The 21,195-nt window shown below is 72.8% G+C and carries 17 protein-coding genes; 7 read left to right on the top strand and 10 right to left on the bottom strand.

The window, feature by feature from the left end; translation table 11 throughout:
- Positions 1–15: 15 nt before the first annotated feature.
- Positions 16–1,470 carry an MATE family efflux transporter gene (locus BSZ37_RS07300; RefSeq protein WP_218830430.1) on the bottom strand — a complete coding sequence of 485 codons (1,455 nt, stop codon included), beginning with the start codon at positions 1,468–1,470 and terminating at the stop codon, positions 16–18.
- Positions 1,471–1,801: 331 nt separating this feature from the next.
- Here BSZ37_RS07300 and BSZ37_RS07295 point away from each other — a divergent pair, with 331 nt between their 5' ends.
- The gene (locus BSZ37_RS07295; RefSeq protein WP_095509917.1) at positions 1,802–3,115 is read left to right on the top strand and encodes an OmpA family protein; all 1,314 of its coding nucleotides are present in this window, start codon (positions 1,802–1,804) and stop codon (positions 3,113–3,115) included.
- A 98-nt stretch (positions 3,116–3,213) separates the two neighbouring features.
- Positions 3,214–5,583, top strand: coding sequence for a hypothetical protein (locus BSZ37_RS07290; RefSeq protein WP_095509916.1), 2,370 nt, complete (start codon positions 3,214–3,216; stop codon positions 5,581–5,583).
- 39 nt (positions 5,584–5,622) lie between these two features.
- On the opposite strand, the gene BSZ37_RS07285 is transcribed toward BSZ37_RS07290, so the two are convergent.
- The 4 genes from BSZ37_RS07285 to BSZ37_RS07270 all read right to left on the bottom strand — a co-directional run bounded on the left by BSZ37_RS07285 (position 5,623) and on the right by BSZ37_RS07270 (position 9,534).
- Positions 5,623–5,934 (bottom strand): hypothetical protein, encoded by a 312-nt coding sequence (locus BSZ37_RS07285; RefSeq protein WP_095509915.1) that lies wholly within the window; start codon positions 5,932–5,934, stop codon positions 5,623–5,625.
- 74 nt (positions 5,935–6,008) lie between these two features.
- The gene (locus BSZ37_RS07280) at positions 6,009–7,025 is read right to left on the bottom strand and encodes a D-Ala-D-Ala carboxypeptidase family metallohydrolase (RefSeq protein WP_095509914.1); all 1,017 of its coding nucleotides are present in this window, start codon (positions 7,023–7,025) and stop codon (positions 6,009–6,011) included.
- Positions 7,026–8,276: a L,D-transpeptidase family protein gene (locus BSZ37_RS07275; RefSeq protein ID WP_095509913.1), complete on the bottom strand. Its 1,251-nt coding sequence runs from the start codon at positions 8,274–8,276 to the stop codon at positions 7,026–7,028.
- Between the two features lie 163 nt (positions 8,277–8,439).
- A complete protein-coding gene (locus BSZ37_RS07270) occupies positions 8,440–9,534 on the bottom strand; it encodes a L,D-transpeptidase family protein (RefSeq protein WP_095509912.1) in 1,095 nt (364 codons plus the stop codon).
- Between the two features lie 116 nt (positions 9,535–9,650).
- On the opposite strand from BSZ37_RS07270, the gene BSZ37_RS07265 reads away from it, so the two are divergent.
- The 3 genes from BSZ37_RS07265 to BSZ37_RS07255 all read left to right on the top strand — a co-directional run bounded on the left by BSZ37_RS07265 (position 9,651) and on the right by BSZ37_RS07255 (position 12,352).
- Entirely contained in the window at positions 9,651–9,932 is a 282-nt protein-coding gene (locus BSZ37_RS07265; RefSeq protein WP_095509911.1) for a hypothetical protein, read from the top strand.
- Between the two features lie 102 nt (positions 9,933–10,034).
- Complete coding sequence (locus BSZ37_RS07260) at positions 10,035–11,756, top strand: M28 family peptidase (RefSeq protein ID WP_095509910.1); 1,722 nt, start codon at positions 10,035–10,037, stop codon at positions 11,754–11,756.
- Positions 11,757–11,794: 38 nt separating this feature from the next.
- Positions 11,795–12,352 carry a hypothetical protein gene (locus BSZ37_RS07255; protein ID WP_095509909.1) on the top strand — a complete coding sequence of 186 codons (558 nt, stop codon included), beginning with the start codon at positions 11,795–11,797 and terminating at the stop codon, positions 12,350–12,352.
- A gap of 5 nt (positions 12,353–12,357) precedes the next feature.
- Here BSZ37_RS07255 and BSZ37_RS21925 read toward each other — a convergent pair whose 3' ends face one another.
- From BSZ37_RS21925 to BSZ37_RS07245, 3 genes are all read right to left on the bottom strand, one after another.
- Positions 12,358–12,507: a hypothetical protein gene (locus BSZ37_RS21925; RefSeq protein ID WP_179299513.1), complete on the bottom strand. Its 150-nt coding sequence runs from the start codon at positions 12,505–12,507 to the stop codon at positions 12,358–12,360.
- Between the two features lie 207 nt (positions 12,508–12,714).
- Positions 12,715–15,537 (bottom strand): S8 family serine peptidase, encoded by a 2,823-nt coding sequence (locus BSZ37_RS07250; protein WP_095509908.1) that lies wholly within the window; start codon positions 15,535–15,537, stop codon positions 12,715–12,717.
- Positions 15,538–15,730: 193 nt separating this feature from the next.
- Entirely contained in the window at positions 15,731–18,709 is a 2,979-nt protein-coding gene (locus BSZ37_RS07245; protein ID WP_095509907.1) for a WD40/YVTN/BNR-like repeat-containing protein, read from the bottom strand.
- A 110-nt stretch (positions 18,710–18,819) separates the two neighbouring features.
- Here BSZ37_RS07245 and BSZ37_RS07240 point away from each other — a divergent pair, with 110 nt between their 5' ends.
- Positions 18,820–19,257 (top strand): DUF1232 domain-containing protein, encoded by a 438-nt coding sequence (locus BSZ37_RS07240; protein WP_095509906.1) that lies wholly within the window; start codon positions 18,820–18,822, stop codon positions 19,255–19,257.
- A gap of 99 nt (positions 19,258–19,356) precedes the next feature.
- On the opposite strand, the gene BSZ37_RS07235 is transcribed toward BSZ37_RS07240, so the two are convergent.
- Positions 19,357–19,719 (bottom strand): nuclear transport factor 2 family protein, encoded by a 363-nt coding sequence (locus tag BSZ37_RS07235; protein WP_095509905.1) that lies wholly within the window; start codon positions 19,717–19,719, stop codon positions 19,357–19,359.
- Between the two features lie 299 nt (positions 19,720–20,018).
- On the opposite strand from BSZ37_RS07235, the gene BSZ37_RS07230 reads away from it, so the two are divergent.
- The gene (locus tag BSZ37_RS07230) at positions 20,019–20,297 is read left to right on the top strand and encodes a hypothetical protein (RefSeq protein WP_095509904.1); all 279 of its coding nucleotides are present in this window, start codon (positions 20,019–20,021) and stop codon (positions 20,295–20,297) included.
- A gap of 39 nt (positions 20,298–20,336) precedes the next feature.
- Here BSZ37_RS07230 and BSZ37_RS07225 read toward each other — a convergent pair whose 3' ends face one another.
- Complete coding sequence (locus BSZ37_RS07225) at positions 20,337–21,119, bottom strand: endonuclease III domain-containing protein (protein WP_095509903.1); 783 nt, start codon at positions 21,117–21,119, stop codon at positions 20,337–20,339.
- Positions 21,120–21,195 lie beyond the last annotated feature (76 nt).

The raw sequence follows: 21,195 nt of genomic DNA, 5'->3' as shown, positions 1-21,195 counted from the left end.
CCGAGGCGGGCGGGGCTAAACGACGGTCGCCTTCCAGGTCCCACGTCGGAACAGGACCGCCGCGACGGCCGCCATCAGCGACTCGGCGAGGACGACGGACCAGAACACGCCGTCGACCCCCCACCCGAGCGGGATCGCCAGCCCCCACGCGAGCGGCACCTGGAAGGCCCAGAAGCAGCCGAGGTTGATCCACGTCGGCGTGAGCGTGTCGCCGGCCCCGTTGAACGCCTGCGGGAGCACCATGGCCCACGCGAAGATGACGTACCCGTAGGCCATCACGCGGAGCCCGTCGGCCCCGACCGCGACGACGGCGGCCTCGTCGGTGAACAGGCGGATGAGGGCCTCGTCGAACACGATGTAGCCGATCGAGACGAGGCCGAGGAGGAGCGACGTCACGCCGCCCGCCACCCACACCGAGCGCTCGGCGCGGTCCGGCTTGCCGGCCCCGAGGTTCTGCCCCACGAGCGTCGCCGCCGCGTTCGACAGGCCCCACGCCGGGAGGAGCGTGAACAGGAAGACGCGGATGGCGATCGTGTAGCCCGCGAGGGCCTCGGCCCCGAACTCGGCCACGATCCGCACCAGGAACACCCACGACGACGTCGCCACGGCGAACTGGGCGATCCCGCCGGCCGACGTCTTCAGGAGCCGGCCCATCACGTCGGCCCGGAGGCGGACGTGCTCCCACAGGACGCGGAGGTGCTTCCCGCCGCGCATCAGCACGACGAGCTGGACGAGGACGGCGAGCCCGCGGCCGGTCGTCGTGGCGATGGCGGCGCCGGTCACGCCGAGCTCCGGAAACGGCCCCCAGCCGAAGATGAGGAGGGGGTCGAGGACCAGGTTGATCCCGTTCGCCAGCCACAGCACGCGCATGGCGATGGCCGCGTCGCCGGCCCCGCGGAAGACGGCGTTGAGCACGAAGATCAGCATGATGACGGCGTTGCCGCCGAGCATCCACGCCGTGTAGCCCGTGCCGATGGCGACGGTCTCGGCGTCGGCGCCCATGAGCCGGAGCACGTCGGCCGCGAAGAACACGCCGACGGCGGCGAACGGGAGCGACGCCGCGACCGCCACGGCCACGGCCTGGACCGCCGCCCGCGAGGCGCCCTCGGGGTCCTTCTCCCCGATCCGCCGCGACACGAGCGCCGTCGCCGCCATCGCCAGCCCCATCGCCACGGCGTACATCAGCGACAGGACCGACTCCGTGAGGCCGACGGCGGCCACGGCCGGGGCGCCGAGCGACGCCACCCAGTACACGTCGACCACGGCGAAGACGGACTCCATGACCATCTCCAGCACCATCGGCACGGCGAGGAGCAGGAGCGCCTGGCCGAGCGGGCCCTCGGTGTAGTCACGGTCGGTCCCGCGGAGCGAGGCGCCGAGGTCGCGGACGAGCCCGCGCAGGCCCCGCCCCGGGACGGGCGGTGGCAGCGGGGCCTCCTCGAGGGGCGGAGCGGAGAGGGAGTCGACCACGGAGCGGAGGGGCGAGGGCGGGCGACGCTCCCGCCGGAGACGTCTGCGATGATCGCGCTCCGGAGCGACACCCGTGCGTCGCGTGTGCGAAGGATGCGCGGAGCCTGGCCCGTCCGCGGGAGGCCTCCACACGTCCCCCCGCCCCTGGCTCGTCTCGCCTCGGGCGGATCCCGGGCCGGCCCCATCGGGGCGCCGAGGCGGCGGGAGACGAGCACGATCCGGTCGGCGCCCCCGTCCGGAACGGCCCCTCGCGTGCACTGGACGGGGGCAACAGGCGGTGACATGCGTCGCCCCCAACTCTCGTAGTACGGGGTGCACCCCCCACAGACCTATGTCCCGACCCACTCCCCTCGCGCTGACCGCGTTGGCCCTGCCCCTCGTCGCGTCGGCGCTCGTCCTCAGCAGTTGCGCCGCCACCGTGGACCGGATGGCCGACGCCGCCGGCCGCGCCGTCGACCGCCAGGTCGACTACCGGACCGACCGCGCCGTCCGGTCGGCCATCGACGGCATGTTCGACGCGGGCGAGAACGCCGTCCGCTGCGTGTTCACCGACCAGGCCTGCATCGAACGGGCCCAACGCGACGGCGCCCCCGTCGTGATGACCGACGCCCGCGGCACGCCCGTCGACCGGAGCGGCACGCCCGTCACCACGGCCAACGCCGAGGACGCCGTCGTCCGGGCCGGCGGGCCCGGGGTGAGCGGCGTCGACGCGAACTACGACTTCGTGCCCGGCGAGCGCGCCCTGTTCGAGGAGGACTTCTCGCGGGACAACGTCGGCGACTTCCCGCGCCGGCTCACGTTCCGCGAGGGCTCGATGGAGATCGTGTCGTACGCCGGCGGCCGGGCGCTCCAGGCCAAGACCGACGGCGAGTTCGACGTCGTCCTGCCCGAGACGGCGCCGGAGACGTTCACCGTCGAGATCGACTACTTCGGGAACGAGGACTACAACGACTTCCGGTTCTTCTTCGTCGGCCCCGACGGCGAGCGGGCCGGGACGAACGCGATCGTCGTCGACAACTACGCCGGCACCGGCGTCGGGCGGCTCGTCCGTGAGGACGGCGTCGTCGAGGCGGTCCAGGACGACCGCCGGATTCAGACGCAGACGCTCCCCATCCGCGTGATGGCCGACGGCGCGTACGTCAAGGTGTTCGTCGGCGAGGAGCGCGTGGCGAACGTCCCGAACGCCGACCTCGGCCGCTCGGACCGGCTCCGGTTCGAGCTCACCGACGTCCGCCAGAAGCCGATCTACTTCGCAAGCATCCGCGTGGCGGCCGGCGGGCGCGACCTCTACGGCGCGCTCCAGGCCGAGGGCCGCGTGGTGACCGAGGGGATCTTCTTCGACACGGCCAGCGCGACGCTCCAGCCCGAGTCGTTCGCCGTCGTACAGGAGATCGCAGCCATGATGGAAGAGCACCCCGACCTCCGCATCCGGATCGAGGGCCACACCGACAACACGGGCGACGCGGCCTCGAACCAGAGCCTCAGCGAGCGCCGCGCCGCCGCCGTCCGGACGATGCTGACGGGCCTCGGGATCGCGGCCAGCCGGCTCGAGTCGGCCGGGATGGGCCAGACGCAGCCCGTGGCCTCGAACGACACCGAGGCGGGCCGCGCGCAGAACCGACGCGTCGAGCTCGTCCGGCTCTAGGCCTGCCCGGCCGCCGAGGCGGCCCCCCTCGCCCCGATGGCGCTCGCCGCCGGCGGGGCGCTCCGTGACCGCGCGTCCCCTCCACTCCCCTTCCTGCCATGCGCCGCCTGACGCTCGCTGCCCTGCTCGCCCTCGTTCTCGCCCTGCCCGCCTCGGCCCAGTGGCCGACGAACGAGTGGACCATCCTCGAGGAGAGCGGATACGGCGAACCCGAGGGGGAGCGCGTGGCCTTCGCCGCGAAGCACCAGGCGCTCTTGGCCAGCGCCAGCCGATGGTTCGAGTCCCTCCAGCTCCCGAGCCCCCTCGTGCTCACGCCCGACGGCGACGTCAATGTGGGGAGTGGCGAGCCCTACGTCGGGTTCCTAGGAAGCGACCCGTCGGCCATCGGCTCCTCGCACTCCATCGGTGGGTTCATGAAACTGACGACCCACCCCGGCTTCCTGTCGGCCGACACCCCGACGTGGAGGCTCATGGAGGCCTCGGCCGTCCACGAGCTGTACCACGGCGTCCAGTACGGCGCCAGCCCGTCGCTGGTGAGTCGGTTGGACAGCGATCCGTCCGAGGTCGAGGGCTGCCTCGGCGACAGCGACCTCGACTGGCTCGTTGAGGGGACGGCGGCGATGGTCCAGATCCGCTGGCTGGAGGGTCGGGAGGGCGTCCCCTACGGGCATCCGTTCAACGGGTCGTACCGCGCCGCGTGGGTCCGCGAGTTCGACCAGCCCCTCGTGCACGGGTCGCAGCCGTACGAGCACCGGATGTCGAGCGTCGAGCCCGACATGACGTCGATGGAGACGGTCTCGTGGGCCTGCGACTACGGGACGTGGTACCTCTGGTACGCCATCGGCGACCTCATCGGCCGGACGCCGGCCGAGAAGGTGAGCTACACCCAGTTCCTCTTCAACGGCGTCGAGCCGTGGGACGACGGCGGGGTCGCCAACGTCGACATCGGGCTGCGGGCGGCGGCCGCGGCCTACGACGCCATCGGGCCGTACCGCGGCGGGCTCTACGATCTCTACCCGGAGGTCGTGGCGCAGTACCTCACAGCAGACCGGTTCTACGGCGACCTGGAGGAGGTCGAGTTGGAGGCCCCCGGGCTGTACCAGACCGCGACCCAGGACGAGCCGCTCGGCCCGCTGGCCACGCGCGCGTGGCGCGTCCGCGTCCAGCTTCCCACGAACGCGAGCCCGATCCCGTACAACGTCCGGTTCACGCTCGAGGCCGAGGGTGGCACTGACCGGGACGCGCTCCACCTCATCGTGGACGACGACGTGGCCGGGCGCCCCGCCGAGGACGCGACGCCGTACACGGCCGTCGAGCGGACCGATCTCGCCACCCCCACCGATGATGGCGCCATCGAGTACCTCGTCCGCGTGGCGAACGTGGCCGAGGAGGCCGCGGACACGGAGCCGGCCGAGTTCTCGCTCCGCGTCGAGGTCGACGGGTTCTACGGCAGCGACGTCGACGACGACCCGACGCCCGGCGAGGTCGGCGGGGAGCTGCCGCCCGGGTTCGCCGTCAACGGGCCGGGGCCGTGGTCGTGCCGCGGCGGGAGCGACTCCCGCGCCGTCTTCGACCTCGTCACGCCGGACGAGATGGGCAACGACATCGACCGGGCCCTCCCCGAGATGGCCCAGGACGCGGAGGAGATGCTGGACGACCTGGAGATCATGATGCAACGGCTGGAGCGCCAGGGCCAGCAGAGCGGGATGTCGCGCGAGCAGATCGACGAGATCCGCGCGCAGGCCCGCGCCGCGATCGCCCAGGGCCAGGCGGAGGGCCAACCCAGCATCGACCGGGCCGCCGCCGAGGCGCGCAGTCGGAACACCACGGAGCTGATGGCCACCTTCGTCGGCGACGCCGCGGGCGACGAGTGCCAGATGACGCTCCACGCGACGCTCAGCGGCCGCGAGGGCGGCGCGCAGATGATCCCCGGCGCCGTCGATCGCGACCGGTACCCCGAGGACGAAGCGCCGGGCTTCGACGTGGCGCCGTTCCCCGCCGAGATGCTGGACGTGATGCGGTCCGGGTTCACGGGCGCGCTCGACGCGGGGCCGGGCCAGATCCCCCGGGGGCTCGCCGGGATGGCCGAGTTGGAGGAGATCTACGACGGATGGGACGTTTGCACCATGACCGACGAGGAGCGCCGTCGGGCGCGAGAGGCCGCCGCCGGGTCGGACTGCCCCGCCGTGACCTGCACGGCGGGCCGGCTCGTGCTCGAACGCGCGGAGCAGGGCCGCATCGCGGGGTCGTTCCAGTTCGAGGTCCTCCAGTGGCCCGAGGAGTCGACCGGCCGGTGCCACCTCCCGTCAGGTCGGGACACGGTGACGGGCCACTTCAACGTGGCCTCGACCGACGACGGGACCGACGACAACAGCCTCTCGGGCTTCGGGTTGGGCACGGTGCTCAGCGGCGCCTCCCCCATGATGCCCGGCATGCCGATCCTCGACCTGACCGACCTCGACGACTGAGCGGCCCACCGCACTGGCGGGGCCCATTCGCCCGCCGCATCAGTTGGCGAAGACCGGCGGCCCGTCGCCGTCGATCACCGTCACGTCCTGGACCGCGAACCAGCCCTCGCCCTCGGCGCCCGCCGAGTTCTTGTACGGCACCTCCTCCCCGTCCGGCCCGCGGCCCGGCACGATGTCGACGACGTAGACGAGGTCCTTCTTGATGTCGCGCCCCTCGGCGTCCTGCCCGACCGTCACGCCCGGCGACACGTCGGCCACGCGGCCCTCGATGGCGCCGAGGACCCGGCCCTCGCGGGTGTAGAGGTGGACGCGGACCTGCTTGCCGACGAGGCGGTAGTCGGGAGTGGACATCGGGACCGGAGGGAGGAACGGCAAGATCGCGACTCCGCCCGCCTCGGGCCCGAGGCGGACGCACCCGGGGGCGACTACCAGCGAACGGGCTCGCCGCGCGTGTCGACGTGGACGAACGGGCCCCGGTGCGGGGCCGGACCGTAGATCCCGAGCCCGCCGACGAACGGCGCGTACCACGGCTGGTCGGCCAGGTCCTCGACGACGGCCGCCAGCCACTCGGCGTCGGCCTCGGTCACGGCGCCGTCACCTGTCACGTCGTCCATCACGCCATCGCCGTCGGCGTCGACGAAGACGTCGGCGGCGTCGCCGTAGAGGTGGCGGCTGTAGGTCGTCTCGTTGCCGATGGCCGCGTTGTAGGCCGGCGTCCGGTAGCCCGAGAGGACCGTTAGCGTGTGGGCCTCGACACCCGCCTCGTTGACGGCGTAGAGCACGCGCTCCAGCTTCAAGAGGAGCTCTGGGCTCAGGACGAGGTACTTCGGCCAGTCCGACTCCTGCTTGGCGAGGAACTGGCCGAGCTCGAAGTGCGGCGCGACGTCGACGTCGGCGAGCTCCCGGGTGACGCGGACGAAGCCCGGCGGCTCCTCGTAGGCCGGATTCCCGTCCATCGGCTCGTCCTCGTAGTCCCCGATCCGGTAGTCGCCGATGGCGTCCGACTCGTGGTCGAAGGGGACGAGCGTGAACGCGTGGAGAGAGATCGTCTCGTCCTCGGCGCTCGTGACCTCGATGCGGGCGAGGCCGGGCGTCTCGGGCGCCGCCCAGCGCCACGTGCGCGGTCCGGCCTCGGCGAGCGTCCCGTCGGAGGCCCCGGCCTGTGCGTCCGCCACGAACAGGGCCTCGAGGCGGAGCGTGTCGCCTGGAAGCGCCGTCACAGCGAACGTGTCATAGGGGATGGCGAGGTCGTCGACCTGCACGGCGAATCCGGCGGCGCCGTCGAGGAAGCCCTCAGGCGCGGGCTCGGCAGGCGGGAGATCGGGCTCCGGCTCCGGCTGGACCAACCACAGCGCGCCGAGGGCCACCACCGCCATCGCGAGCAGGGCGAGGAGCGCCGGCGTCAACGATGGGCGCGTTCGGACGACGGGGATCTGGGCCATCTATCCGAGGAGGTCGTAGACGTCCTGCGAGAAGTGGACCTCGCCGTCGGCGTCGGCCCAGACCGGGAGATAGACGATGTAGACCGGGATGGTCTCCTCGAGCTCGACGCGCTGGCGATCGCCGGTCGTCATGTTCTCGCGGACCCGGGCCTCGTCCCAGCCCTGCGGGCCGAGGACCCACGCGCCGAACTCGGCCGGGCGTTCGAGCCGGATGCACCCGTGGCTGAACGCACGGTCGGCCTCCTCGAAGAGCTGGTCGGCCGGCGTGTCGTGGAGGTAGACCGCGTAGTCGTTGGGGAACATGTACTTCACGAGCCCGAGCGCGTTGTCGGGGCCGGGCCCCTGGCGGATCCGGAGCGAGCCGTTGGCCACGCGCTGGAGGTTCGCGGCCGTCATGTCGTAGACCGTCGCGTCGACCGCGTAGTGGCTGATGATCTCGAAGTCCCTCTCTTGGAGCGCCGCGGGCCCGTCCGGCACCAGCTCCTCGGTCGCGATCGACGGCGGGACGTTCCAGTAGGGCCGGAAGATGACGTGCTCCATCGTGTCGTGGAAGAGCGGCGTCGCCCGGTCGTCGTAGCCGGCGCCGACGACGACCTCCATCTGGAGCGCCTCCTCACCGCCCTCGAACGCGCGCACGGTGTACTCGGGCACGTTGACCATGACGTAGCGGGCGTCGGGCCCGGTCGGGACGTCCGGCAGGTCGTCCCAGCGGTCGAGCGTCGTCTCGATCTGCGCGACGCGCTCCGAGGCCGGCACGTTCAGGGCCTCGCGCGTGTTGCCCCCGAGGAGGCTGTCGACGACGAGCCCGTGGCGGGCCTGGAACCGGGCGAGCGCCGCGACGAGCGGCCCGTCGTAGACCGCCCCCGCCTGGGCGGCGTCGCCGAGGGAACCGGTCGCCGCGAGCCGCTGGCGGAGCGCCTCGACCTGCGCGGCAGCCGAGTCGCCGGGCTCGACGAGGTCGCCCTCCGGGATGGTCGGCCAGCCGCCGCCGTCGGCGATCCGGCGGTAGCGCGCTCGAGCCTCCTCCAGCCGCGCTCGGGCCGCGACGAGCGAGTCGGCCGACATGGCCGGCGACGTCGCCGAGGAGTCGACGACGGGGCGGACGGGAGCGTCGGACCGGTCGGTCGTGGAGACGGACGCGCTCGGATCCGGGGCCGTCCCGTCCACGCCCGAAACGGGCGCGGTCGAGGACGCGTCGCCGCAGGCGACGAGGGCGAGGAGACAGGCGAGAAGGGCGTAGGGCTGAAGCATAGTCGGGGGTGGTCTACCCTTTGGACGGATGCCGCCCCCTGCCTGTTTGGCCCTTCGCCGGGTGTTCGTCCGGTCTGGTGGACCGCCCCACCCCGCCGTGCGGGTGGCGCGGACGTTCTGCCCCCCTCCGCCTCGACACCGAGGCGGAGGGGCCGAGGCAGAGCTACCCGAGGCGGCCGTACGGGTCGGACGCGAACCAGACGGCGCCGTCGTCGCCGGCCCAGGCGGCGAGGTACGCGATCACGACGGGCACGCGCCGGTCGAGGTCCACCTGCCGGTAGCCGCCCTCGGCCATCGCCGACGCGACGGCCGGCTCGTCCCAGCCCTGCGGCTCGAGGAGCCACGCGCCCATCGCCGCCGGGCGCTCCAGCCGGACGCAGCCGTGGCTCAGGGCGCGCTCGTCGCGGGCGAAGTGCGCCTTGGCCGGGGTGTCGTGGAGGTAGATGTTCTGGGCGTTGGGCAGCATCACCTTGAGGAGCCCGAGCGCGTTCGAGGGCCCGGCGGCCTGCCGGATCAGGAGGTGGCCGTCGACCAGGCGCTGGAGGTTCTCGGCCGTCATCGGGTGGACCTCCGCGTCGGGCGAGAACCTGCGGACGAGCTCGAACCCGTCGGCCGCGAGCCGCTCCGGCCCCTGCGGGACGAGCTCCGCGACGGCGATCGAGGTCGGGACGTTCCAGAAGGGGCGGAAGACGAGGTACTCGATCTCGTCGGAAAAACGGGGCGTCCGCCAGCCATCCGCGTCGGCGCCGACGACGGCCTTCATCGCGATCGCCTCGCGGCCGTTCTCGAAGCCCCGCACGCGGTACTCGGGCACGTTGACGAGAACCCACCGGCCGGACGTCGGGAGGGCCAGCGTGTCGAGAGCGGCCAGCGACCGCTCGATCTGGCGAGCCCGATGGCCGGCCGGCACGTTGAGCGCGGCGCGCGTCTTCGGACCGATGATCCCATCATCGTCGAGCCCGAGGCGGGCTTGCGTGCGACGAAGCGCGGCGGCGAGGTCGGCGTCGAGCACGTCGCCTGTAACGCCGGCGCTGCCGAGCACGCCCTCGGCGCGGAGCCGCTGGCGGAGGGCCGGCACCTGCGCCACGTCGGCCTCGCCGGGTCGGACGAGTGGGCCGTCGGGGATCACGCCCCATCCGCCCGCCTCGGCTACGGCATGGTAGCGGTCGAGGGCGTCGGCGAGGCGGGCCGTCGGCGGCGTCGCGGACGCGACGGCCGCGCACGCCGCCAGCAGGGCGAAGAGAATCAGTCGAGCCATGGTCGGGGGGACGCTCGGGGAGACCTCCAACGTACCGCCGGGCGCCTCGGTCTCCGACGCGGCGCGCAACCGCAGCGCGCGCGGCGGGTTCGACCCGGCCTCTCCCCCTCCGCGCCATGCACCCCGACCAGTCGACACCCTCCGGCCACCGCTACTCCGCCTCCGACAGCCAGGCCAGCCGCCCCCAGCCGCCCGAAGCCGACCAGGACGACGACGCCATCGATCCGGAGGACGACGCGGCCCCGGCCGCCCAGGAGGTCGACGAGGGCGCCCGCGTGGCCGAGGCCGGCAACGCCTACGTCGGCCGCGAGATGGACGACAGCCTCAAGTCGAGCCCCCGCGTCGAGGACGGCGACGAGGCCGTCGACGAAGACCCGACCACGCCCGGCGACGACTGAGCAGGGGCTTCCCCCGTCCGCCTCGGTGGGCACACGACCGAGGCGGGCACGGCCGAGCGATGGCGAGCCGGCGTAGACTCTGGGCGGACTGCCCCTACCCCGATGCGCCGCCTCCTCGTTCTCCTCCCGCTCCTCGCCGGCCCCGTCGTGCTCTCCGCCTGCGAAGAGGGCGGCGACGTCTCCCCCGCCGAGGTCGTCGCCTTCGACGCCTCCTCCGCCCCCGACGCGCCCGAGGCGGCCCTGGCCGCCATCGACACGGTCGGCCTCCGCGAGCACATCGCGCGGCTGGCGTCCGACGAGTTCGGCGGGCGTGGGACCGGGACGCCCGGCGAGCAGCTCACCGTCGACTACATCGTCGAGCAGTTCCAGCGGGTTGGCCTGGAGGGCGGGATGCCCGACGGGTCGTTCACCCAGGACGTCCCGCTCCGGAGCGTCCGCGTGACCGACGCCTCGCCGCTGACGTTCACGCCGGACACGGGCGAGCCGGCCTCGTTCGACTTCGTCGAGGACGCCGCCCTGGGCACCGACGCCGACGCGTCGTCGGTCGCCCTCGACGGCGCCGACCTCGTGTTCGTCGGCTACGGCATCACGGCCGAAGGCTACGACTGGGACGACTACGCCGGCACCGACGTGGCCGGCAAGGTCGTCGTGTCGTTCGTCAACGACCCGCCCGCGACGGCCGAAGAGCCGACCCTCTTCCAGGCCGACACGATGACGTACAACGGCCGCTGGACCTACAAGTACGAGGAGGCCCGCCGGCGCGGGGCCCGCGGCATCCTCCTCATCCACACCGAGGAGACTGCCGGCTACCCGTTCGGCGTCGTGGCCGACGACGCGTTCGGGGCGCACCCGTCCGGCGCCGAGCCGCCGGAGGGCGCGCTCGAGGTCCGCGGCTGGATCAGCCGGGACGCGGGCGCGGCGCTCGCCGAGATGTCGGGCGCGTCGCTGGAGGAGTGGATGGAGCGGGCCGGCACGCGGGGCTTCACGCCCGTCGAGTTGCCCGTGACCGCCAGCGTCTCGATGGAGGTCGAGCAGACCGCGAGCCTCGTCGGCCAGAACGTCGTCGCGAAGCTGCCGGGGCGGAGCGCGGAGGCCATCGTCTACGGCGCCCACCACGACCACCTCGGGACGAACGACGACCTCGTCGCGGCCGGGCAGGACGGGATCTACAACGGGGCCATCGACAACGCCTCGGGTGTGGCCATGATGATCGAGATCGCCGAGGCGTTCGTCGAGGCGCGGGAGGCCAACGGCGGCCCCCTCGACCGGACCGTCTACTTCGTCACGTTCACGGCCGAGGAGGCCGGGCTCCTCGGGTCGGCCTACTTCGCCGAGCACCCGCCGGTCCCGCTCGGCCAGATGGTCGCCAACGTCAACGTCGACAGCGGCAACCTCTTCGGGGAGACCGACGACATCGTGGGCATCGGGTCGGAGCGGAGCGACCTGCGGGCGCTCCTGGAGCGGGCGGCGGCGGCCGAGGGGATGACGGTCTCCGGCGACGCCGCGCCGAGCCAGGGCCTCTTCTTCCGGTCCGACCAGCTCGCCTTCGCGCGGGGCGGCGTCCCGGCCGTGTTCGTCAACACGGGCGACCGCTACCGGAACCGCCCGGCCGACTACGGGCAGCAGGTCCGCGACGCCTACCGCGCCGACCGGTACCACCAGCCGGCGGACGAGCTCACCGACGACCTGTCGTTCGGCGGCATCCTGCAACAGACGCGGGTCGCCTTCCGTCTCGGCTACGCCCTCGCCGCGAGCGACCTCGCGCCTCAGTGGCGGCCCTCCGAGGCGTTCGCCGAGACGCGTCGCCAGTCCCTGAGCCAGTAGGCCGCGTCCCAGCGGGGTCTTCTCCCTCCCCCCGAGCCATGCGCCGCTCCCTCCTCACCGCCCTCCTCAGCGTCGCCGGCCTGTCGGCCCTCGCCGCCTGCGGATCACCCGATCCCGACGAGAACGTCGCCGAGGAGGTCGAGCGCGAGACGTCCGACCTCCACTTCGACCTCGACGACGTCGACCTCTCGTCGCGCCTGCCGGGCACGCCCATCGACGCCGTGTCGACGCGCGACGGCGAGATCGAGCTCGGCGTGACCGACAGCGTCCTCTACACGCGCCTCTCGCCGGAGCTCCGGGCGCGGATCCAGTCGGAGATGGCCGACGAGACCGGAGACGAGAGCGGCCTGGGAAGGACCATCGCGCAAGCCGTGACGGGCGCCGTGGCGCAGGGCCTCGCGATGGCCGTGAGCGTCCCGCTCGACGAGGTCCGCGACGTCCGCTACGAGGACGGCCGGCTCGTGATCGAGATGGAGGACGGCGGGGAGTCGCCGTTCGACGGCTCCCGCAACGACGACGAGCCGATGCTGGAGCAGTTCGACCGCGAGGCCGGCGAGCGATTGGCCGAGGCCTTCGACAAAGCCCGCGGCCGTTGATCCGGTCAGTCGGTCCGCCTCGGCTCGGCGAGCGACGGGAGCGACGGGTGGCTCGGCGGCAGGTCCGCCGCGTCCTCCCCGCGCCTCGACTCTCGGAACAGGGCGACAGATCCGGCGAGCGCGGCCAGGCCGACGGCCAGGGACAGAGTGAACATGAAGCCCGGTGCTGTGGTGGGGGGCCCGTCGGGCCCGAGCCCACGGGGTATCGCCGGTCGGCGCGCGGCTGTTAGCCCGCCCCCCCCATGCCGGGGATCGCCCCACCCCGTCCGCCTCGGCGCCAAGGCAAATGCACCCGGCCCCCAAAACGGCGCGGGGCGCGACCGTGATGGCCACGCCCCGCGCGCTCTGTCGTCCGCCGGGGGTTACCTCACCACCGTCAGCTGGCGGACGAGCGACTGGTCACCGGCCGTGAGCCGGTACACGTAGGAGCCAGTCGCGAGGGCCGACGCGTCGAGGCTCACCTCGTGGGCGCCCTCGGCGAGCGGGCCGTCGGCGAGGACGGCGACCTCACGGCCGAGCAGGTCGTAGACGGCGAGGCGGGCCAGGCCGGCCTCAGCGAGCGAGAACGCAATCCGGGCGCGGCCCGCGGTCGGGTTCGGCGCAGCGCCGTCGAGGGCGAGGGCGCCGGCGTCATCGGCCGTGGCGAGGGCCGGGAGACCGAAGCCCGACGATTGCGTCCCACCGTTCGTCGACTGCGCGGCCGGGTCGGTCGGGCCGTAGACGTCGAGCAGGCGGACGGCGGCGACGGCGTAGGCTCCGCGCGTGACGGTTTCGCCCGGCGAGAAGCTGGCCGTGAGCTTGGGCTCGAGGTCAAACGGCCCCTGCGTGAGCGCGAACCGGGCGTTGAGGAGCCCGGCGTCGAGCGCGAGCTGGACGTAACCCCTGAGGCTCTGCGGGATCGCGTTCGAGTCGGAGAGCTTGATCCGCTGGCCGTCGTAGGAGACGAACACGTCGCCGGTGTAGCCAGATGCCACGCCGTGGAGCCCCAGGGCCCCCACGAGCGAGTACGCGAGGTCGGCGCGGTTGACCGTCCCGGTCCCGTTGAACTGGCCGTTCTGGAGACGGACGAGGCCGGGCGCGAAGCCCTGCCGGTCCTTCAGCGCGGCGCCGCTGGCGGCGACGGCCCGGGCGTACGGCGCGAGCCCGGTCGCGACGGCGTCGGTGAAGACCGGCGACCCGATCGTCTGGCGGACGCCGGCTCCCATGACAAGGAACTGCGCGAGCTCCTGGCGGAGGAGCGGGGCGTTCGGCCCGAACGTCCCGTTCGCACGGCCATCGATGACGCGCCGCGAGACACCGTTCTGGATGAACGCCTGTGCGGGGTGCCCGGCGATGTCACCGAGGCCGGAGAACCCGCTCGTCCGGACCGTCTCGACGTCGACCGAGATCGTGCCCGGGAGCGCTGTCCCGTTCGTCACGCCGAGCGGGTCGAGCCCGACGCCCGAGACCGAGCCGATGCCGGAGATGTAGACCTTCCACGTCCCCGGCTCGCCCGGGCCTGAGGTCCCGGCGATCTCGCCGAGGAGCGGGAGCGTGATGCCCGAGCCGTACCGCTTGCCGGTCGGCGACTCGAGGACGACGGCGATCGTGTTCGAGGGCACGATGGCGCGGGCCTTGACGAGCGACACGTCCGACCCGACCTGGAACTCGTGGACCTCGCGCTCGCCGACCGGCGAGAAGTCGAGATCGACGGTGAAGGCCGAGCCCGGCGTCGTGAGGGCGTTGGCGTTGAACGTCCGGAGGTTGTTGACGAACCCGGCCGAGCTCACGTCGCGCCCGAGGACGGCCGCGACGGCGGCGTAGGCGTTGACGTAGCCGCCGCCGACCTCCCAGGCCTCCCGGCCGGGCATGTTGGTGGCGGTCTCCTGGAGGATCCGCTTGACGTCGAGCGGCCCGAGCGTCGGGTCAGCCTCGAGCATCAGGGCCACGATCCCGGCCACGTGCGGGGTCGACATCGACGTCCCCGAGATCATCGTGTAGAACGGGAGCTGGGCCGGCGGGATCGCGTCGACGTCGGCGTCGCCGCCGTTGGCGCCGAGGTTCGTCGCGGCGCGTGCCGAGATGATGTCGACGCCGGGGCCGACGACCGTGATGTCGTTCTTGTAGGTCCAGGTCTGGCCGTCGAAGGTCTGGAAGTCGTAGCCCTCGCCCTTCTTGCCGCGGCTCGAGAAGCTGGCGAGGCCGCCGATCTTGTCGCCGGCGCCGATCGACAGGACCCAGGGGGCCTGCGCGTAGATGTTGTGCGTGTCCTCGCCCGGGCCGCTGTTCGAGGCCGCGAACAGCGTGACGATCCCGCGCTGGTAGGCCCGGTAGCTCGCCTGGACGATCGGGCTCTCCGGGGCGAACTCGCCGTCGGAGCCCCACGAGTTGGTGATGACGCGGATCGGGTTCTGGAAGCTGAACTGGTGGGTGATCGCGTAGTCGAAGCCACCGAGCCCGTCGAGGATGGCGATGACGGCGCCCGAGCCGTAGCCGACGAGGTCGGCGCCCGGGGCGACGCCCGCGTGCTGGCCCGCGCTCCGCACGCCGAGGCCGGCGACGGTCGCGGCACAGTGCGTGCCGTGGCCCGAGTTCGTGTCGGTGTTGGGCGTCCCCTCGATGTATGTGATCGGGAGGAGCGTCGAGACCGCGTTGAGGTTCGTGGCGCCCTGGACGTTGGCGACGACCTTCGACCCCATCGGCAGGTCGGCGTGGGTCGCGTCGATGCCCGAGTCGTTGACGACGACGGTCACGCCCTGCCCCGAGTACGGGAGGCCCTGGCTCGTCCGGAATGAGGGGTCGGTGCGGAGCCGGTCGACGCCGGTGATCTGGCGTGAGCCCTCGTTGAAGTAGGTCAGTTCCTCGTTCAGCCACACCGACGCGACGCCGGGGAGTTGGGCGATCTGACCGATCTGGGCCGGGAGCGCGACGATGCCCGCCATCGGAAGGCTCTCGAAGAAGACGCCGCCGCCGCCGAGCGCTGAGAGCGCCGTCCGCTGGACGAAGGAGAGGGGGCCCTGCTGGTCGAAGGTCACGACGATCTCGACCGGGGTGAGGGGACCGACTTCGGCGAGCACGTCCTGGAGCGTCTCGCCGAGAACGGCGCCGCCCTGCGCGCTCGCCGAGCCGGCGAACAGAAGGGAAAAAAGGAAGACGAGGCCGCGGAGCCGCCCGAGCACGGACGCGGTGGAATATCGAGGGGTCATGTGTGGGAGGTGGAGAGGGAGAGAAGGGCGTGGGCCCGGCTCTCAACCTCCTAGACATAGTGCCCCGTCACCAGCGGACATCCCCTCCCCTCCCCGTCGGATCGTCGACCGCCGCCGTGTCGGACTCGTCCGACACAGCGCCCGAGGCGGCCGACGTCGGGCACCTCGTCGGCGCCCCCCTCCCTCCACCGGCCTACGGCATCTTCTTCCGCGCTCGGCTCCGTAGCTCGGGGCCGGGCTCGACGACGAGCGGCGCCGTTGCCGTCGCGCCGCCGACGGACACCTCGACCGTGTACGTGCCCGGCACGAGGTAGAAGGCGCCTGTGTCTTCGCCCGCCTCGGCGTCGTCTTCGAGGGCCTCGTCCGAGACGAGGTTGTAGGCCATCAGGTTGAGGCCGGGCTCCGCCGCGTCGTCCCACTGGCGGACGACCCCGCCGTCGGCGTCGAGCACGCGGACGCGGGCCGTGCCCGCCGCCGTCGTCCAGTACCCGACATCGACGGACGGCTCGCTCGGGTCGGACCAGGTGTAGCCACGCTCGCCCCAGTTGGACTGATGCTCCAGCGTGTCGGGCGGGAAGACGTGGAGCGTCCGCGCCATCACGTCGGCCGTGAGCCGGCTCACGAGGCCCACGTCAGCGATCCACAGCGACCGGCCGTGCGTGCCGACGGCGAGGTCGCGCTCGCGCGCCTGCACCACGAGGTCGTGGACCGGCACGTACGGCAACCGCGAGCCTTCCTCGACCTCGTCGAACGGCCCGGCCTCCTCCACCTCGGTGCCGAGGCGGGCGCGCTGGCCGTGGAAGGCCGAGAACGACTGGCCGCCGTCGAGCGAGACGTAGAGCCCGCCGTCGGTTCCGACGTAGAGGACGTCCGGGTTGTGCGGGTCCTCCTTCGCCACGTTGACCGGCTCGGCGGGCAGGTCGAGGCCGATCCGCTCCCACGTCCGCCCGAGGTCGTCGGAGCGGTAGACGTAGCTGTCGAAGTGGTCCCAGCGGTAACCGTTGAGCGCGACGAGGAGCCGGCGCGTCTCGTGGCCGGAGAGCTCGACGCGGCTTACCCACAGATCCTCGGGCAGGCCGGCCGAGCGGTCGCGCCACGTCCGGCCGCCGTCCTCCGTCACCCAGACGTGGCCGTCGTCGGTGCCGGCCGCCAGCAGGCCGAACTCGAACGGCGACTCGTGGAGGCTCGTGAGCGTCCCGTACGGCACGTCCCCGGGCCGGCCGCCGCCGGTGAGATCCTCGGAGAGCGCCTCCCACGTCTCGCCGCGGTCGAGCGAGCGGTGGACCTTGTCCGAGCCCATGTAGAGGACATCCGGGAGATGGCGGCTGAGCCAGATCGGCGCCTGCCAGTTGAACCGGAACGGCCGCTCGCCGAGCTCGTGCTCCGGCACGGTCCGCTCGATGGGGCCGCCGTCGCGCGTCGTGCGGACGTAGTTGCCGAACTGGAGGCCGGTGTAGACCGTCCCGTCGCGCTCGTCGACCTGGACCTGCATCCCGTCGCCGCCGAACAGCCGGCGGTACGGGTAGTCGCCCTCGGCCCGCCACTCGGGCGACGGCTCGTAGGTGCTCGGGCCGACCCACACGCCGTTGTCCTGGAGCCCGCCGTAGACGTTGTACGGCTCGGCGTCGTCGACCTGGACGGTGTAGAACTGGCCGACGGCCGGACGGTTGAGCTTCGTCCACGTCGCGCCGCCGTCGTAGGTCAGGTTGAGGCCGCCGTCGTTGCCAGACAGCGCGAACCCGGGCCGCTCGGGGTCGAACCAGAGGTCGTGGTGGTCGACGTGGACGTGCTCGGCGTCGGCGCGCTCCCACGTCGCGCCGCCGTCGACGCTCGCCACGAGCGGGACGCCCAGGACGTAGACGCGGTCGGCGTCGGCCGGGTCGACGCGGACGATGGCGAAGTAGTAGCCGTACGAGTAGAACAGGTCGTCGAGCGTGTCCTCGTGCGTCCGGGTCCAGCTCCGGCCGCCGTCGTCGGAGCGGTAGACCTCGGCCCCGATCACAGGCGTGTCGAAGAGCTGGGCGTTGGCGTCCTCCAGGAACGCGATGAGGTCGGCCGGGTCGAGACGGCCATCGCGGACGTCCTCGAGGATCGACTCGGCGGTGTAGCTGTAGGGGACGTTGTTGGCGTCGAGGAACGCGTTGAGGTCCTCCTCGGCCAGCTCGAGGAAGTCGGCCCGCGAGATCGTGCGGAGGCGGTCACGGGTGACGGCCGGCTCGTCGTCGTCCGGCTCGTCCGGCCGCCGCGCCTGGTTGTCGACGACGGCGTAGAGCACGCCGCTCGGGTGGGCGTCGAGACCGATCCGCCCGACCGTCGCGCCGGTCGGGAAGCCGGAGCCCTCGACGCTCAGGCGTTCCCAGGTCGCGCCGCCGTCGTCGCTCGCCCAGATGGCCGAGCCGGGGCCGCCCTCGCGGAAGTCCCACGCGCGGCGGCTTCGGGTCCACGTCGCGGCGTAGACGCGATCCGAGTTCGTCGGGTCGAGGATCAGGTCGATGGCGCCCGTGTCGTCGTCCACGAAGAGCGTCCTCTCCCACGTCGCGCCGCCGTCGGTCGTGCGGTAGACGCCGCGCTCCGGGTTCGGCGAGTAGAGGTGGCCAGTGGCCGCGACGTAGACCGTCTGCGGGTCGTCGGGGTGGACCGCGACGCGGCCGATGTGCTGGGTCTCTTCGAGCCCGACGTGCTCCCAGGTCGCGCCGCCGTCGCGGCTGAGGTAGACGCCCGTCCCGGCGTACGACGACCGCGACGAGTTGGCCTCGCCGGTGCCCACCCACAGCGTCGGTCCGTCGCCCTCGGGGTCGCGCCAGTCCACGTCGAGGTCGCCGATCGTGATCGTCGGCATGTGGTCGAAGAGCGGGACGAAGCTGGCGCCGCCGTTGTCCGTGACCCACAGCCCGCCCGAGGCGTAGGCGACGTAGAACGTGGACGGGTCGCCGGGGCGCCCCTCGACGGCGGTCACGCGCCCGCTCATGACCGTCGGGCCGACGGAGCGGAACGGGACCTCGGCGACGGGCGACGCCTCGGCCAGCCGCTCGCGCTGAGCGGCCGCCTCCAGCCGCTCGGCCGCCGGCGTCGGCGCGACGTCGTTGGGGAGGTGGACGACGGGATCGACGTTTTGGGCGTCGGCGAAACTCGCGAGCAGGGCGAGGAGGGCGAAAGCGGAAACGCGGCGCATCGGTCTGGGGGAGTCGCTGGAAGGTACCCGGCCGGCGGGGGGCGGACGGAGCCGGCTGGCAACCGTGGGGCCTCCGCGACGTACCATGCCCACGCCTCCCCCGACCCGACGTGGCCTCTTCTTCCGACCGCTCCACCGCCCGCCGCGGCCTCCGCCTCGTCCGCGAGGACGCCGAGGAGCTCGCCGACCACCCAAGCCGGCTCCGCGCCGTCATCCGCCGCGCGCAGTCCCAGCTCCGGGAAGACCGTAGCCGGATCGGCTCGCTCCGCGCCGACGTCCCCCGCCTCGTCCGCCTCGCCGGCGCGGTCGCCAAGGGCGAGTACCGGCACCTCCCGTGGAAGAGCATCGTGTTCGTCGCGGCCGGCCTGCTCTACTTCGTGACCCCCGCCGACCTGATCCCGGACTTCATCCTCGGAACGGGCTTCTTGGACGACGCCGTCGTCGTCGCGTACATCATGAAGGCCATCCGCGACGACCTCGCCCGGTTCGAGGACTGGGAGCTCACGAACGCCCCGGCCGACCCGGAGACGCTCAACCCGCCGTACTAGCCCCGGCGGACGGCCGGGCCGATTCCGCGACCGCGCCGACATAGGACGGCCCGCCCGGGTGATGAACCGAGGCGGGCCGTGTCGTACGGAGCGCGGGGCTCAGACGATCAGCTTGTAGAACTTCTCGTCGACGACCTGGCCGTCCTCCCAGGTCTGGACGGCGACCTGGTCGTACTTCTGGTCGCCATAGTCGGCGTGGGTGAAGTCGAAGTGCCACTCGACGAGGGCCTTGCCGGCCTCCTCGTCAACGCCGACGCCCTTGACCTCGGCGCCGCGGAACTCGGTGAGGCCGTTGACGAAGGCCTCCTCGTAGGTCCGGTTGACGTCCTTGCCGACGCGCGGCTCTTGGCCGGCGTCGGTCATCACGACGTCGTCGTGGTAGTAGTCCTCGAAGGCGCCGAGGATGTCGCCCTGGAGGATGCGGTTGTTGAGGTCGTCGACCTTGTCGCGGAGCGTGGCCATGGGGGTGGGGGGGGGGAGTGGGTTGAGGCATAGGTATTTGTTGCAACAGATAACGTTCTCCCTCCGCCGTTTCTTCACCGATCGCAAGGGGGAGGCGCTCGAGGCCGCGCTCGACCTCGACTGGCGGACCGGACGGCCGCCCGCGTCGCCTTCCTCGTCGCCGATGCCCCGCCGCACGACGACCGCGTGGACCGGACGCTGGCCGCCGTCCGCGAGGCCCGCGCGCGCGGCCTCCGCCTCTACCCCGTCGCCGCCTCCGGCGTGGCCGACGAGGCCGAGTACGTCACGCGCGCCCCGCCGTGCTGACCCAGTCCCGTCACCTCTTCCTGACCGACGACAGCGGCGTCGGCCTCCCCAACGCCGAGCCGAAGACCGCCCGCTACCAGGTGACCCCGCTCAACGGCCTCATCGTCCGCGTCATCGCGAGCGAGCTCGAGGGCCGGCGCGTCGAGGCGAGCCGGGACGAGGTGATCCGCGAGGTCGGCGACTACGACGCCGGCGTGTGCGAGCCGGAGGTCGTGGTCCAGCGCCCGCAGCGCCGCGACCGGCGCCAGAGCAAGCTCGGCTACGTCGAGTAGGTCCCGGCTCCCCCCGCCTCGGTGCCGAGGCGGGGCACCTCAGCTCGTCTCCGCGTCGGGCGGAGGCGCCCCCTTCCCCTCCCACACGCAGAGGTCGTAGACCGGGCAGCGGGAGCAGGCGGGGCGCCGGTAGTAGCAGCACTTCTGCCCGTGGAGCATGAGCGCCTCGTGGTGGTCGTAGACCCGCTGCGCGTCCCAGTCGCCCGGGACGAGGGCCGCGAGGGCGTCGTGGCTGGGGCCGACCGCCATCGACATCGGAATCAGCCCGAGCCGCTGGGCCACGCGGTGGTGGTGGCTGTCGACGGGCAGCGCGGGGACCCGGAGCCGGCTGAAGAGGAGCACGGCCGCGCTCGTCTTGGGTCCGACGCCCTTGAACGCCTGGAGCCAGCGGCGGGCGTCGTCGGCCGGCCAGTCCGCCAACTCGTCGAGGCCGAGGCCGTCGACCTCGGGCGCCTCGGTGATCGCGCGGAGGACGGCCTGGATGCGCGGCGCCTTCTGCTCGGGCCACGTGCAGGGCGCGATGGCCTCCTCCACCTCCTCGGCCGGCGCGTCGCGGACGGCCTCCCACGTCGGGAAGCGCTCGCGGAGCTGGGTGTAGGCGCGGCCGCTGTCGGCGTTCTTGGTCCGGTGCGAGAGGAGGGCCGAGACCAATTCGCTCAGCGGGCCCTTATCGGAGAAGTAGGGGACGGGGCAGCCGTAGGCCTCGCACAGGATCTCGTGGATGCGGAGCGCCTTGACGCGGAGGCGGTCGGCCTGACTGCGTCGACCTGTCGGTTCGGCGGCGGCCTCGGGCGAGTCGGGGGGCGGGTCGAACAGGTCCATGCCCGTGAGACCTCCGGCGGCGCGAGCGGGTCGGCGTCGGGTAGCTTTTCGGGCCCCGCCCCACTGGACCGCCCCT

This window comes from Rubrivirga marina, assembly GCF_002283365.1.
GTDB classification, from domain to species: Bacteria; Bacteroidota; Rhodothermia; order Rhodothermales; family Rubricoccaceae; genus Rubrivirga; species Rubrivirga marina.
Note: the sequence above shows the minus strand (reverse complement) of the source record. Positions and strands in the feature narration are given on the sequence as shown.

Bases quoted from the DNA above. Each gene is read 5' to 3' on its own strand.
- BSZ37_RS07295 (WP_095509917.1), top strand. From the start codon at position 1,802: ATGTCCCGACCCACTCCCCTCGCGCTGACCGCGTTGGCCCTGCCCCTC.
- BSZ37_RS07290 (WP_095509916.1), top strand. From the start codon at position 3,214: ATGCGCCGCCTGACGCTCGCTGCCCTGCTCGCCCTCGTTCTCGCCCTG.
- BSZ37_RS07285 (WP_095509915.1), bottom strand. From the start codon at position 5,934: ATGTCCACTCCCGACTACCGCCTCGTCGGCAAGCAGGTCCGCGTCCAC.
- BSZ37_RS07280 (WP_095509914.1), bottom strand. From the start codon at position 7,025: ATGGCCCAGATCCCCGTCGTCCGAACGCGCCCATCGTTGACGCCGGCG.
- BSZ37_RS07275 (WP_095509913.1), bottom strand. From the start codon at position 8,276: ATGCTTCAGCCCTACGCCCTTCTCGCCTGTCTCCTCGCCCTCGTCGCC.
- BSZ37_RS07270 (WP_095509912.1), bottom strand. From the start codon at position 9,534: ATGGCTCGACTGATTCTCTTCGCCCTGCTGGCGGCGTGCGCGGCCGTC.
- BSZ37_RS07265 (WP_095509911.1), top strand. From the start codon at position 9,651: ATGCACCCCGACCAGTCGACACCCTCCGGCCACCGCTACTCCGCCTCC.
- BSZ37_RS07260 (WP_095509910.1), top strand. From the start codon at position 10,035: ATGCGCCGCCTCCTCGTTCTCCTCCCGCTCCTCGCCGGCCCCGTCGTG.
- BSZ37_RS07255 (WP_095509909.1), top strand. From the start codon at position 11,795: ATGCGCCGCTCCCTCCTCACCGCCCTCCTCAGCGTCGCCGGCCTGTCG.
- BSZ37_RS21925 (WP_179299513.1), bottom strand. From the start codon at position 12,507: ATGTTCACTCTGTCCCTGGCCGTCGGCCTGGCCGCGCTCGCCGGATCT.
- BSZ37_RS07250 (WP_095509908.1), bottom strand. From the start codon at position 15,537: ATGACCCCTCGATATTCCACCGCGTCCGTGCTCGGGCGGCTCCGCGGC.
- BSZ37_RS07245 (WP_095509907.1), bottom strand. From the start codon at position 18,709: ATGCGCCGCGTTTCCGCTTTCGCCCTCCTCGCCCTGCTCGCGAGTTTC.
- BSZ37_RS07235 (WP_095509905.1), bottom strand. From the start codon at position 19,719: ATGGCCACGCTCCGCGACAAGGTCGACGACCTCAACAACCGCATCCTC.
- BSZ37_RS07225 (WP_095509903.1), bottom strand. From the start codon at position 21,119: ATGGACCTGTTCGACCCGCCCCCCGACTCGCCCGAGGCCGCCGCCGAA.